We start from the raw sequence: 12,791 nt of genomic DNA, 5'->3' as shown, positions 1-12,791 counted from the left end.
GCGGTAGTGGGAGCAGCGGGTGTGGTGAGTGAGCGGGGGAAGTCGCGGGCGGTGGCGGGCGGCGGCTGACGGATCACAGGTGACAGATGACGGATATCGATATCTGTCATCCGTCATCTGTCACCTGTTAGTTGTCACCCGTCACCCCAGCCCCCGCCCCGCCCCTCCCCATCCCCCCCACCCCCCGCCCTGCGTTGCACAGGCACCCCGCCCCGCCCCATAGGATTGCCCCACACACCACTCACCCATCAGAGGATCGCTGCATGCCTGGCATCACGCGCGAGGAGGTCGCCCACCTCGCCCGGCTGGCGCGTCTGGAGCTGAAGCCCGAAGAACTGGAGCACTTCGCGGGCCAGCTCGACGACATCATCGGCGCGGTAGCCCGTGTCTCCGAGGTCGCCGGCCAAGACGTACCGCCGACCTCCCATCCGCTGCCGCTGACGAACGTCATGCGCCCGGACGAGGTCCGTCCCTCGCTCACCCCCGAGCAGGCGCTCTCCGGCGCACCGGCCCAGGAGCAGCAGCGTTTCAAGGTGCCGCAGATCCTGGGGGAGGACTGAGAACGTGAGCGACCACGAGAAGAACCAGCGCATCATCCGCCTGACGGCCGCCGAGATCGCCGGGAAGATCGCCTCCGGCGAGCTGACCGCCGTCGAGGTCACCGAGGCCCATCTCGCCCGTACCGGCGCCGTGGACGAGAAGGTCCACGCCTATCTGCACCTCGACCGCGAGGGCGCGCTCGCGCAGGCCCGCGCCGTCGACGAGAAGCGGGCGCGCGGCGAGAAGCTCGGCCCGCTGGCCGGGGTGCCGCTGGCGCTGAAGGACATCTTCACCACCACCGACATGCCCACCACCGTCGGTTCGAAGATCCTCGAGGGCTGGATCGCGCCCTACGACTCCACGGTCACCCGGAAGCTGAAGGCCGCCGACGTCGTCATCCTCGGCAAGACCAACATGGACGAGTTCGCCATGGGGTCCTCCACCGAGAACAGCGCCTACGGACCGACCGGCAACCCCTGGGACCTCACCCGCATCCCCGGCGGCTCCGGCGGCGGCTCCAGCGCGGCGCTCGCCTCCTTCCAGGCCCCGCTCGCCATGGGCACCGACACCGGCGGCTCCATCCGCCAGCCCGCCGCGGTCACCGGCACGGTCGGCGTCAAGCCCACCTACGGCGGCGTCTCCCGCTACGGCATGGTCGCCTTCTCCAGCTCCCTGGACCAGGGCGGCCCCTGTGCCCGTACGGTCCTCGACGCGGCCCTGCTGCACGAGGCGATCGCCGGGCACGACCCACTCGACTCGACCTCCATCGACGCCCCGGTGCCGCCGGTCGTCGAGGCCGCGCGCAACGGCAGCGTCGCGGGCATGCGGGTCGGCGTCGTGAAGCAGTTCCGCGGCGAGGGCTACCAGGCCGGAGTGCTCCAGCGCTTCGACGAGTCGGTGGCCCTGCTGAAGGAACTGGGCGCCGAGATCGTCGAGTTGGACTGCCCGTCCTTCACGCTCGGCCTCTCCGCCTACTACCTGATCGCGCCGTCGGAGTGCTCCTCCAACCTGGCCCGCTTCGACGCCATGCGCTACGGGCTGCGGGTCGGCGACGACGGCACCCGCTCCGCCGAGGACGTCACCGCGCTGACCCGCGAGGCCGGCTTCGGCGCCGAGGTCAAGCGCCGCATCATCCTCGGCACGTACGCGCTCAGTTCCGGGTACTACGACGCGTACTACGGCAGCGCCCAGAAGGTGCGCACGCTGATCACCCGGGAGTTCCAGCAGGCCTTCGACCAGGTCGACGTGATCGTCTCGCCGACGACGCCCACCACCGCCTTCCCGATCGGGGAGCGGGTGGACGACCCGATGGCGATGTACCTGATGGACCTGTGCACCATCCCGTCCAACCTCGCGGGCAACGCCGCGATGTCCCTGCCCTGCGGCCTCGCGCCGGAGGACAACCTGCCGGTCGGGCTCCAGATCATCGCCCCCGCCACGAAGGACGACCGCCTGTACAAGGTCGGTGCCGCTGTCGAGGCCGCATTCGTGGAACGCTGGGGGCACCCGCTTCTCGAGGAGGCTCCGTCACTGTGAGCGCAATGGCCAAGAAGGCTAAGAACTTCAAGAAGTCCAAGTCCGGCGCCTACCTGTCGATGGCCACCACGGCCTTCGGCGCGCTGAGCGTCGTCAAGCAGGCCAAGCTGGCCCGCGAGGACAACGACACCCTGCGACTCGTCGACGCCGCGGTCTCGGCCGCGGCCATCGTCACCGGCCTCGCGATCCTGTACCGCGAACTGAAGCGCCTGGGCGACGACGACGTGCTGCTGGGCTGAGGCCCCGGCTTTCCGGGGGCCCGGCATCGCTCGGGCCCCCGGCCGTCGTCCACGCGGACATCGCCGGTACGGAGAGGAGGTGACACGGTGATCACGCGACTGGAGATCGAGGGCTTCCGCTCGTTCCGCGAGGTCGCGGTGGACCTCGCCCCGTTCACGGTGCTCGTGGGCCAGAACGGCTCCGGCAAGAGCAATCTGCTCGAGGCGGTGGATCTCGCCGCGCAGGTGCTCACCGACAGCCGTCATCTCGACGTCGAGCAGGGCCCGCCCGGTCATCACACCTGGCGGGGCGGCCTCCGGCCGGGCGGTGACCGCAGGGGCCGGATCCTCGACCTCTTCCACCGGTACGGGGACGGAACGGTCGCGGACCGGCTGCGCCTCACGGTGTGCTTCCTGCACGTCGACCCCGAGTACGGGCTGCTGCACCTGCGGCTGGACGCGGCGGTGCACCGGCCGCAGGAGCGGGGGAGTCCCTCCCTCACGGCGAGCGTGCGCCCCCTGACCGAGGCACCGTCGTACTGGGGTCTCGCCAGCCGGCTCCAGGAGGAGATCCGCGCGAACGCGGAGGTCCCGTACTCCTTGGTCGAGGTGTGGCGTTCCTGCGCCTGGGACCGGCTGGTCCCGCGGCCCTCCGCCGCGCGCAAGGCCCCCGACCTCGCCGACGACACCCGGATCGCACCCGACGCGGGCAATCTGGCCGCCGTACTCGGGCGTCTCCTGGCCGGGGGAGAGCAGAAGCCCGACGAGGAGCGCGCCCGGCGTGCACTGCTGCTGCGAGCCGACACCTCGGCCGTCCTGCCGGGCCTGGTGGAACTGCTGCCCCGGCCCAACGAGCACGACGGCACCTGGGAACTCGACCTGGTCTACCGCGACGGCACCCCCATCCCCGTCCGCCTCGCCTCGGACGGAACCCTGCACGCGCTGGCCCTGCTGACCGCTGCCCACGACGGGGTGAGCGGTCCGCTCCGGGAGGGGCGCGCGGCGCACCGGCCGGGCACGTGCGCGACGCTGATGATCGAGGACGTCGAGAACGGCCTGCACCCCGGTCAGGTCAGAGAACTCGTGGACCGGCTCCGGCGCTGTTCGGGCGTGGACGCCCTGCAGCAGATCATCGTCACCACCCACTCTCCCGTGGTCCTCTCCGCGGTCTACCCGGAGCACACCGGCGACATCCGCTTCGTGGACACGGTCGTCCGGGTCGGCGGGGGCGAGGTGGCCTCCCGGCACACCCGGGTGCGTCCGCTCGCCGAGTCCGGTCGGCGCGGCACCTTCGTCGGCCCGTACGAGGTGCGCAGGTATCTGGAGTCCGCGACGGCGGGAAGCCTGTGAGCCGCTATCTGACCTTCGCGCTGTTCGTCGAGGGGCCCGAGGACGAGGCCTTCTTCCGTCCGCTCGCGACGCGGCAGCTGCAGGCGATGGCGGCCGGGCTGCCGGAGCCGTTCGACGTCGACGAGTGGCCGGTGACCGCGGACTGCAGTACCGCCCGCAGCCTCCACGAGCAGGTGTGCCGACTGGTGGCCGACCTGGCCACCGACCGGGACCTCCTGCTCATCCACAACGACCACCGCGAGCGCGCGAAGATCGACAAGGTCCGCTCCGGCGTCGCACTCCCGCCCGGCTGCCGCATCGTCCCCACCGTGCCGATCCGGGAGACGGAGGCATGGCTCCTGGCGGACGGTCCCCTCCTCGCCTCCCTCCCCGGCGCCGACCGCGCGCTGATTCCCTCCTCCCCGCACGAGGCCGAGAAGGTCCCCGACCCGAAGGCCCTGCTCTCCCGTATCCTGCGAGGCCGGGACACCCGCCAGCTCGCCCAGTATCTCGGCGAGCGTGCCGACCTCGCCCGCCTCCGCAGACTCCCCGCGTACCAGCAGTGGTGCGCCGATCTCACAGCCGCCCTGAAGGAGTTGCACTTCCTGTGACCGTCACGACCGACCTGGTGTCCTACGACGAGGCCCTCGAGTCGTACGACCCCGTCATGGGCCTGGAGGTCCATGTCGAACTCGGCACCAGGACCAAGATGTTCTGCGGCTGCTCCACCGAGCTCGGTGCGGAGCCCAACTCGCAGACCTGTCCGACCTGCCTGGGGCTGCCCGGTTCGCTGCCGGTGGTCAACGCGACCGGCGTCGAGTCCGCGATCAAGATCGGGCTCGCGCTGCACTGCGAGATCGCCGAGTGGTGCCGCTTCGCGCGGAAGAACTACTTCTACCCGGACATGCCGAAGAACTTCCAGACCTCCCAGTACGACGAGCCGATCGCCTTCGACGGCTATCTGGACGTCCAGCTGGAGGACGGCGAGGTCTTCCGGGTGGAGATCGAGCGCGCCCACATGGAGGAGGACACCGGCAAGTCCACCCACGTCGGCGGCGCCACCGGCCGCATCCACGGCGCCTCGCACTCCCTGCTCGACTACAACCGCGCCGGTATCCCGCTCATCGAGATCGTCACCAAGCCGATCGAGGGCGCGGGGGAGCGGGCCCCGGAGGTCGCCAGGGCCTACGTCGCCGAGCTGCGCGAGCTGATCAAGGCGCTCGGCGTCTCGGAGGCCCGGATGGACAAGGGCCAGATGCGCTGCGATGTGAACCTCTCGCTGCGGCCGAACGGCACCACGGAGTTCGGCACCCGCTCCGAGACCAAGAACGTCAACTCGCTGCGTTCGGTGGAGCGCGCGGCCCGCTTCGAGATCCAGCGGCACGCCGCGGTGCTCTCCACCGGCGGCACCATCGTCCAGGAGACCCGCCACTTCCACGAGGAGGACGGCTCCACCACCTCCGGCCGGATCAAGGACAACGCCGAGGACTACCGGTACTTCCCGGAGCCCGACCTGGTGCCCGTCGCGCCCCCGCGTGAGTGGGTCGAGGAGCTGCGCACGGGCCTGCCCGAGCAGCCGCTGGCCCGCCGCAACCGGCTCCGCGAGGAGTGGGGCGTCGGCGCCCACGACATGCAGTCGATCCTCAACGCCGGTGCCATCGACCCGATCGTCGCCACCATCGAGGCGGGCGCCCCCGCCGACCAGGCCCGCAAGTGGTGGATGGGCGAGCTGGCCCGGCACGCCAACGAGACCGGCCGCCCGCTCGACGCCCTGCCGATCACCCCGGAGCAGGTCGCCCGGGTGACCGCCCTGGTGGCCGCGGGCGACCTCAACGACAAGCTGGCCCGCCAGGTCATCGAGGGCGTACTCGCCGGTGAGGGCACCCCGGACGAGGTCGTCGACAAGCGCGGCCTCAAGGTCGTCTCCGACGAGGGCGCGCTGACCACCGCGGTCGAGGAGGCCATCGCCGCCAACCCGGGCATCGCCGACAAGATCCGCGGCGGCAAGGTGCAGGCGGCGGGCGCCCTGGTCGGCGCCGTGATGAAGGCGACCCGCGGCCAGGCGGACGCCGCCCGCGTGAAGGAACTGATCCTCGCGCAGCTCGGCGTCGAGGGCTGACACCCGGCACCGTCCGGACCGCTCACCCGCCGGACCAGTCACCCGAAGGGGGCGGCGCACCAGACCGGTGCGCCGCCCCCTTCGCCGGACGCCCTCCCCTGACGGACCGGCAGCAGTCCTGAGGGACCGGCAGTCCTGAAGGGCCGCCACCCCGGACTGCCCGACTGCCCGACCGTCGTCCCGGACGCCCGACGGCCACCCCGGACCGCCTGTGACCGTCGTCCCGGACGACGCCGACACCCGCCCTGGCCGCTGTCCTGGCCAACCTCATCAACAATCTGCCCGCCCTACTCGCGCTGCTCCCGGTCCTCGGCCCGGCGGGCCCCGGCCCGCTGCTCGCCGCCCTGATCGGCGTGAACCTCGGCCCCGACCTCACCTACGCCGGATCCCTCGCGACCCTGCTGTGGCGCCGCATCCTGCACGAGCACGGCGACCCGGCGGCGATGCCCCGCCTCGGCGAGTTCACCCGGCTCGGCCTGCTGACCGTCCCGCCCACCCTGTTCGTCTCGACCCTCATCCTGCGGGCGGGTCTGCGGATCTTCTGACGGCCCGGAAACCGGGACCCGGGACCCGGAACCCAGAACCCGCAACCCGGGACCCGGTCCGAGACCTGAGGGCCGATCGCAGCGGGCACCGGATGTCGGGTCCGGGAGCCCCCGCTCTTCCTAACGTGAGGGCAGCACAACAGCAGCAGGACAAGGAGAGCCACGGTGCTGGAGCAGCTCAACGAGGCCATGGAGGACATCGAGCGCCACCTCGGTGAGAGGACCGACGCGGCCCGTCTCGCACGGATCGCCGTCACCTCGGAGTACCACTTCCGGCGGATGTTCTCGGCCCTCGCGGGTCTGCCGCTCTCGGAGTACGTACGCCGCCGCCGGCTGACCGTCGCGGGCGCCGAGGTGCTCGCGGGCGAGCGGACGCTCCTCGACATCGCGGTGCGGTACGGCTACGGCTCGGCGGAGGCCTTCGCCCGCGCCTTCCGCGCGATGCACGGGGTCGGCCCCGGCGAGGCCCGCCGCACGGGTGCCGCTCTGCAGTCGCAGCCCCGGCTCTCCTTCCGCCTCACCGTCGAAGGGAGCAGCAGCATGCGGTATCGGATCGTGGAGAAGGACGCCTTCCGGATGGTGGGCCGGGGGACCCAGGTCCCCTTGGTCCACGAGGGGATGAATCCGGCCATCGTCGCCTTTGTGCGGAGCATCGGCCGGGAGACCCTCGACCGCCTGGCGGAACTTTCCGACCAGGAGCCCGAGGGGATCGTCGCGGCCGTCGACAAGCTCTCCGCGGGCCGGGAGGAGGGCACCGAAATCGACTATTTCCACGGGGTGTTGACCCACGCCGACGCCCCCGAGGGCATGGAGACCCGTACCGTCGCGGGCGGCAGCTGGGCGGTCTTCGAGAGCTCCGGCGCCTTCCCGGAGGCGGTCCAGTACCTCTGGCGGGACATCTTCACCCAGTGGTTCCCGGCCAACCCGTACCGCAGCAGGCCCGGCCCCGAACTCTCCTGGACGAAGCTCTCGGCGGACGGCAAGGAGGCGGACGCCCAGGTGTGGATCCCGGTGGAGCACATCCCCGACGCCCTCGCCTGAGCGGTGTTGAGGCGGCGGGTACCGGCAAGTGCCGTGCGCCGCGCGCCGGTTGGGAGGGCACCACACACCGGCCGGCGGGCGGTGGCGGCAGGCCGTACGAGACCATGGGCACGCGAGGGGCAAGGCACGGGGAAGACCGGGGAAGGGAAGGAGCGGCGCCGATGGCGACGACGACGGGGCCCGCCGCGCCGGGCGACGAAGCGGCGCAGCAGCGGATCGCCGCGCTGATGGCGGGCGTGCAGAGCGACCTGGCGCGCACCGAGAGCAAGGCCGGGCTGCTGCTCGCCCTGTCCGCGGCGGCCCTCGCGGCCATGCTCTCGGCGGCGGTGACCCTGGACCTCCCGGCCGCCGTCACGCTGACCGGCGCCCTCGCCGCCACCGCGCTGCTCGCGGCCACCGCCCTGCTGCTGCTCGCCGTACGCCCCGACCTCACGGGCACCGGCTGGACCAGCTGGCCCGCCCTCGGCGACGAGGAACTGCGCGGCCGGCTCCTCGGCGGCTACCGCGTGGAACACCTGCGCTTCCTGTCCGCCCTGGCCCTGCGCAAATTCCGGCTCATCCGCGCCGCGGTGGACTGCCTGCTCGCCGGGCTGGGTCTGGTGGCGGTGGCGGGGGTGCTGGCGGGGGTGGGCTGAGAGGCCTCAGGGAGGCCCGAGGAGCGCTGGCGGCCGGAGTCCGGGCCCGCGCCCACCCGATGTGCCCACTCTGTGAGCAACCCCACCAAACGGGCAAATGATCTCTTGTTCCTGCAAGAGTATGCCCCGGCTGTTCTCCTACTCTTGCGGGTATTCCGGGGCTTTCAGGCATGTTCCGGACAATGCGCGGCTCGCGGTCGACCACCGCCACCGTGCTGCTCCCGTCGACGACCTCGAAGCACAACAGGGAGCCGATCCGTGGCAGCACTCGCCCGGTGGTGCGTCAGGCACCGACTCGTCGTCGTACTGCTGTGGCTTCTCGCGCTCGGCGGTACCGCCGCGGCGGCGGCCCTCACCGGATCCGCGTACTCCAACGACTACGAGGTGCCGGGGACCGAGTCCGGGCGGGCCACCCGGTTGCTGGACGAGAGCTTCGCGGGGCTCGGCGGGGACGGCGACACCCTGGTCTGGCACACCCCGCGGGGCGCCAGTGTCCGGGACGCCGACGTCGAGCAGGCGATGACGCGGACCCTGGAGCGGGTCGCCGCGCAGGACCGGGTCGCCTCGGTGACCAGCCCCTACGGGGAGCGCGGGGCGGGGCAGGTCAGCGCCGACAGCCGCACCGCGTACGCGCTGGTCACCTTCGACTCCCCGGTGGGCGAGCTGGACAGGTCCGAGGCGCAGGCCGTGGTGGACGCCGCGGCGGCGGCGCGCACCGAGGGGCTCCAGGTGGAGCTGGGCGGCAGCGCGGTCGGGCTGACCGAGGAGCGGGGCGGGCATCTCGCCGAGTTCGTCGGGGTCGGGGTCGCCGCGGTCGTGCTCTTCCTCGCCTTCGGTTCGCTGTCCGCCTCGCTGCTGCCGATCGCCACGGCGCTGGTCGGCGTCGGCACCGCGTACGCCGGGATCGAACTGCTCGGCCATCTGATGACCGTCGCGGACTTCGCGCCGATGCTCGGGCTGCTCATCGGCCTCGGGGTCGGCATCGACTACGCGCTCTTCCTCGTCACCCGGCACCGGCGCGGCCTCAAACGCGGGCTGCCGGTCGCCGAGGCGGCCACCCGGGCGGTGGCCACCACCGGGCGGGCGGTCGTCTTCGCGGGCGCCACCGTCTGCGTCGCCCTGCTCGGGATGCTCATCCTCCGCCTCGGTTTCCTCAACGGGGTGGCGATGGCGGCCTGCCTCACCGTGCTCCTGACCGTGGCCGCCTCGGTGACCCTGCTGCCCGCGCTGCTCTCCTTCCTCGGCATGCGGGCCCTCAGCCGCCGCGAGCGCCGCAGGCTCGCCGAGGAGGGGCCGCGGCCCGAGCTGCCGACCGGACTCGCCGCCCGCTGGTCCGCCTTCGTGGAGAAGCGGCCGAAGCTGCTCGGCGCGCTGGCCATGGCCGTCATGGCGGTGCTCTCGCTGCCCACCCTCGCCCTGCACCTGGGCACCTCCGACCAGGGCAACGACCCCGCGGGCGCCACCACCCGCAAGGCCTACGACCTGCTCGCCGAGGGCTTCGGCCCCGGCGTCAACGGCCCGCTCACCCTGGTCACCCGGGTCGACGGCGGCGACGACCGGCTCGCCCTGGACAACCTCGGCGGCGCCCTCGAAGCGACCCCGGGCGTCGGCTCGGTGAGCCCGGTGACGTACAACGCGGCGGGTGACGCGGGCTATGTGACGGTGCTGCCGGGGACCGCGCCGCAGTCCGCCGAGACCAGCGCGCTGGTGGACCGGCTGCGCGCTCATGTGCTGCCGCGGGTGGAGGCCGACACCTCGCTCGATGTGCACGTGGGCGGGGTGACGGCGAGCTACGACGACTTCGCGGACGTCATCCTCGGCAAGCTGCCGCTGTTCGTCGGGGTGGTCATCGGCTTCGGCTGCCTGCTGCTCCTGCTCGCCTTCCGCTCGGTCGGCATCCCGCTGAAGGCGGCGGCGATGAACGTCGCCGCGGTCTCGGCGGCCTTCGGCGTCGTGGTGGCGGTCTTCCAGTTCGGCTGGGGCGCCGGACTGCTCGGCCTGGGCGGCGCGGGGCCCATCGAGCCCTTCCTCCCGGTGATCATGGTCTCGGTCCTCTTCGGACTCTCCATGGACTACCAGGTCTTCCTGGTCAGCAGGATGTACGAGGAGTGGCTGGAGACCGGCGACAACCGGCGGGCGGTACGCGTCGGCCTCGCCGAGACCGGCCGGGTCATCAACTCCGCCGCGGTGATCATGATCTCGGTCTTCCTCGCCTTCGTGCTCAGCGGGGACCGGGTCATCGCGATGTTCGGCATCGGCCTCGCCGCGGCCGTCGCCCTGGACGCCTTCGTGCTGCGCACCCTGCTCGTCCCCGCCCTGATGCACCTGCTCGGCGGCGCCAACTGGTGGCTGCCCAGAAGCCTGGACCGGCTGCTGCCGCGGATCAGCATCGAACCGCCCGAGTGCCGCGCGGGCGCCGTCCGGCCCACCGGATCCGTACCGGCGGCGGAGGGCGCTCCCGTGGACTCGTACGCGCAGAGCGGGCTCGTCGAGCGGCGGTGACGGCGACGCGCCGGGGCCCGTGAGGTCTTCGCGGGGCCTTGGGACGCCGTAAGCGGAAGGCCCGGTGAAACTTCGGGGGCCGATATTAAGGAACTTCTCAGACTCCCTCCGTACCGTGCGCCGCATGGGAACCACGAACGAGAACACAGCCGAGAAGGACGAGGCGGCGGCCACGGCGGTCGCCGAGGCCGGGGCGAAGGAGGACAAGGTGCCGGCCGCCCGTGAGGAGGGCGCCAAGGGCAAGGAGGAGGCGGCCCCCGCCGAGGAGAAGGCCGCCGCCCCGGCCGACCTCGGCAAGAAGCCCGCCGAGGACGAGGCGGTCGTCGAGGAGACCGTCGTGGGCGAGGAGATCGTCGAGGCGGAGCCCGAGCCGGCCGGTGCCGGTGTCGGCCTCGGCGCCGGGGCCGTGGTCTCGGCCGCGCTCGGCGTCGTCTCGCTGACCGGCGGCTGGCTCGGCACCGTCGCCTCCGCCCGCGCCAACCTCAAGGGCCAGATCAAGACCTCGCAGGAGGCCAGCGCCGCCGACCAGATCCAGGCGGTCTACGGCGACTCCTGGGAGGCCACCGCCCTGGTCGGCGGGATCTTCGCGCTCGTGGCCCTGGTCATCGGCGCCGTGGTGCTCGCCCGCCCGGCCTTCGGTGTCCCGCGCCCGGCCCCGGCGGTCTGGATCCGGTCCGTGGCCTGGGGCGGCGTCGTCCTCGGCGTGATCGGCCTGCTGCTCGCCGTCCTGAAGTACACGGACGTCCTGCTCTCGCTGCCCTCGGCACCCTGAGCCGGCGGCCGCCCCGCCCGCACACCCCCACGGCGAACCGGCCTCCGCAGGGAGCCGCCGCCCACCCCCGTCCCCCACGGCCCGGTCTGACACCAGACCGGGCCGTTTGCTGTGCCGGACCGGTACGGGCTGCCGGGGCGGGCCGGTAGCGGTACGGGTGCCGGCGGCTGCTCCGCTCCCGGCCCGGTGTCCCGGCTCGGCCTCCCGGCCCGGTGTCCCGGCGCGCGCGGCCGGGGACCGGAGGCCGCCCCTACCGCCCCCGTCCCGCCCGCTCCGCCCCCGCTCCACCGGACCGCGCGCATACCTCGGCGGAATCGGGTTACTCGGTAGTACACGATCCAGTGCCCCGCGGCGCGCACGACTGCCCGGTGGTGCTTCATCCGTACGCCAAGGAGGCGTTGAGCATGCTCTTCCTCGTAGTCGCCCTGCTGGTACTCCTGGTCGTGCTGGGGGCGGCCTCCTACCTGCCGCTGCCGGTGGCCCTCGGCCTCGGCGCGGTCATCGTGGTGTGGCTGGCGGTGTTCACCGTCAAGGAGCGCCGCCGCCGTACCCGGGTGGGTGAGGTCCGATGAGCGCGCGCCTGACCGGGGAGCCCACCCGGCGGACCGGCCGCGCCGACACCTCCGGCATGGCCGTCGCCTCCTTCGTCCTCGGACTCGTCGGCCTGCTGGTCCTGAACCTCGTCCTCGGCCCGATCGCCATCGCGCTCGCGGTCATCGCCCTCCGGCGCAACACCCCGCGCCGCTTCCGCGCCTGGCTCGGCCTCGGTCTCGGCATCGCCGACCTGGTGATCATCGGCGTACTCCTCGCGGTGAACGGCACCGCGGGATGGGTCGCCGTGGGGTGACCCCCCGCACCCGCCCCGGGCCGCCCGCGCCCGGGGCGCGACCGCGCGGTACGGGTGAGTCGGCCCCGGCCCCGGCCGCGCCCACCGAAGGCGCGGAGTGAGTACCCCTCGAAGGACGGCTTCTCCCGGCCCATCGCACCCTGGCCCTACGCGTCCTTGCCCTGCGCATCCTGGCCCTGCGCGTCCCTGCCCTGCGCGGCGAGAACAGCCCCCGCGGGGTCGTGGCGCAGAGTGACGGCGAACGTGTCGGAGGAGGGGAGGACCTAAGGCCCCCCGCGCGGGGCTCTGAGGCCCCGCGCCCCGGCAAGATGCGGCAGCCTCCCGATGCGGCCCGGGGGCCTGTCCCGGAAGTCTTGAGGCATCACCTCGCGGAAGAGCGCCCGCCCCCTCGGCGGGTGAGCCGGGGCCCCGGCCCCGGACCGCCGCTCCGCGGCCCGCTGCGAAGACAGGGGAAGAAGATGTCCGCCTACGACCGGATGTTCGCCTACGAGATGCACCGGCTGCGCCACGCCGAACTGGCGGCGGAGGCCGCCCGCGACCGGCAGCTGCGCGCGGCCCGCACCGCCCGCCGCACCGCGGGGCGCGCCGCCGCCCGCAGTGCCGGCCGGGAGAGCGGAGGGCAGGTGAGGCGGCAGCCCCACCGGTCCTGGTTCGGCCGTACGGCGTGAGCGGAGAGGGGCTTCCCGAGCCGGGCCCCGAGCCGGTCG

Annotated in this window: 13 protein-coding genes and 1 pseudogene; all 14 read left to right on the top strand. The window is 72.9% G+C overall.

Annotation, left to right across the window (positions count from 1 at the left end; translation table 11 throughout):
• Nucleotides 1-263: 263 nt before the first annotated feature.
• Entirely contained in the window at nucleotides 264-560 is a 297-nt protein-coding gene (gene gatC / locus HFV08_RS26955; protein WP_040247996.1) for an Asp-tRNA(Asn)/Glu-tRNA(Gln) amidotransferase subunit GatC, read from the top strand.
• 4 nt (nucleotides 561-564) lie between these two features.
• Nucleotides 565-2,076, top strand: coding sequence for an Asp-tRNA(Asn)/Glu-tRNA(Gln) amidotransferase subunit GatA (gene gatA, locus HFV08_RS26950; protein ID WP_376770733.1), 1,512 nt, complete (start codon nucleotides 565-567; stop codon nucleotides 2,074-2,076).
• Nucleotides 2,077-2,081: 5 nt separating this feature from the next.
• The gene (locus tag HFV08_RS26945) at nucleotides 2,082-2,315 is read left to right on the top strand and encodes a hypothetical protein (protein ID WP_040247992.1); all 234 of its coding nucleotides are present in this window, start codon (nucleotides 2,082-2,084) and stop codon (nucleotides 2,313-2,315) included.
• Between the two features lie 87 nt (nucleotides 2,316-2,402).
• Nucleotides 2,403-3,644: an AAA family ATPase gene (locus HFV08_RS26940; protein ID WP_168543060.1), complete on the top strand. Its 1,242-nt coding sequence runs from the start codon at nucleotides 2,403-2,405 to the stop codon at nucleotides 3,642-3,644.
• Nucleotides 3,641-4,234 carry a DUF4276 family protein gene (locus HFV08_RS26935; RefSeq protein ID WP_168543059.1) on the top strand — a complete coding sequence of 198 codons (594 nt, stop codon included), beginning with the start codon at nucleotides 3,641-3,643 and terminating at the stop codon, nucleotides 4,232-4,234. Before HFV08_RS26940 ends, HFV08_RS26935 begins: the two co-directional genes overlap by 4 nt.
• A complete protein-coding gene (gene gatB / locus HFV08_RS26930; RefSeq protein WP_168543058.1) occupies nucleotides 4,231-5,742 on the top strand; it encodes an Asp-tRNA(Asn)/Glu-tRNA(Gln) amidotransferase subunit GatB in 1,512 nt (503 codons plus the stop codon). Before HFV08_RS26935 ends, gatB begins: the two co-directional genes overlap by 4 nt.
• A gap of 242 nt (nucleotides 5,743-5,984) precedes the next feature.
• A pseudogene (locus HFV08_RS26925) lies at nucleotides 5,985-6,287 on the top strand (ArsB/NhaD family transporter); the annotation flags it as partial.
• A gap of 165 nt (nucleotides 6,288-6,452) precedes the next feature.
• Complete coding sequence (locus tag HFV08_RS26920) at nucleotides 6,453-7,328, top strand: AraC family transcriptional regulator (protein ID WP_168543057.1); 876 nt, start codon at nucleotides 6,453-6,455, stop codon at nucleotides 7,326-7,328.
• Nucleotides 7,329-7,489: 161 nt separating this feature from the next.
• Nucleotides 7,490-7,963, top strand: a complete 474-nt coding sequence (locus HFV08_RS26915) for a Pycsar system effector family protein (protein WP_210430832.1) — start codon at nucleotides 7,490-7,492, stop codon at nucleotides 7,961-7,963.
• 258 nt (nucleotides 7,964-8,221) lie between these two features.
• Entirely contained in the window at nucleotides 8,222-10,465 is a 2,244-nt protein-coding gene (locus HFV08_RS26910; RefSeq protein ID WP_168543056.1) for an MMPL family transporter, read from the top strand.
• A 124-nt stretch (nucleotides 10,466-10,589) separates the two neighbouring features.
• Nucleotides 10,590-11,237: a hypothetical protein gene (locus HFV08_RS26905; RefSeq protein WP_168543055.1), complete on the top strand. Its 648-nt coding sequence runs from the start codon at nucleotides 10,590-10,592 to the stop codon at nucleotides 11,235-11,237.
• A gap of 404 nt (nucleotides 11,238-11,641) precedes the next feature.
• Nucleotides 11,642-11,809 carry a hypothetical protein gene (locus tag HFV08_RS26900; protein WP_168543054.1) on the top strand — a complete coding sequence of 56 codons (168 nt, stop codon included), beginning with the start codon at nucleotides 11,642-11,644 and terminating at the stop codon, nucleotides 11,807-11,809.
• On the top strand, nucleotides 11,806-12,084 hold the full coding sequence (locus tag HFV08_RS26895; RefSeq protein WP_168543053.1) for a DUF4190 domain-containing protein: 279 nt from the start codon (nucleotides 11,806-11,808) through the stop codon (nucleotides 12,082-12,084). The genes HFV08_RS26900 and HFV08_RS26895 overlap by 4 nt, the downstream gene beginning before the upstream one ends.
• 458 nt (nucleotides 12,085-12,542) lie before the next feature.
• Complete coding sequence (locus HFV08_RS26890) at nucleotides 12,543-12,752, top strand: hypothetical protein (RefSeq protein WP_168543052.1); 210 nt, start codon at nucleotides 12,543-12,545, stop codon at nucleotides 12,750-12,752.
• The last annotated feature ends 39 nt before the right edge of the window (nucleotides 12,753-12,791 follow it).

Origin of the sequence: Streptomyces physcomitrii (assembly GCF_012273655.1) — a bacterium.
GTDB lineage: Bacteria > Actinomycetota > Actinomycetes > Streptomycetales > Streptomycetaceae > Streptomyces > Streptomyces physcomitrii.
Note: the sequence above shows the minus strand (reverse complement) of the source record. Positions and strands in the feature narration are given on the sequence as shown.

Coding starts and splice junctions, on each gene's coding strand:
- HFV08_RS26905 (WP_168543055.1), top strand. CDS start 10,590: ATGGGAACCACGAACGAGAACACAGCCGAGAAGGACGAGGCGGCGGCC.
- HFV08_RS26890 (WP_168543052.1), top strand. CDS start 12,543: ATGTCCGCCTACGACCGGATGTTCGCCTACGAGATGCACCGGCTGCGC.
- HFV08_RS26900 (WP_168543054.1), top strand. CDS start 11,642: ATGCTCTTCCTCGTAGTCGCCCTGCTGGTACTCCTGGTCGTGCTGGGG.
- HFV08_RS26895 (WP_168543053.1), top strand. CDS start 11,806: ATGAGCGCGCGCCTGACCGGGGAGCCCACCCGGCGGACCGGCCGCGCC.
- gatC (WP_040247996.1), top strand. CDS start 264: ATGCCTGGCATCACGCGCGAGGAGGTCGCCCACCTCGCCCGGCTGGCG.
- HFV08_RS26915 (WP_210430832.1), top strand. CDS start 7,490: ATGGCGACGACGACGGGGCCCGCCGCGCCGGGCGACGAAGCGGCGCAG.
- HFV08_RS26945 (WP_040247992.1), top strand. CDS start 2,082: ATGGCCAAGAAGGCTAAGAACTTCAAGAAGTCCAAGTCCGGCGCCTAC.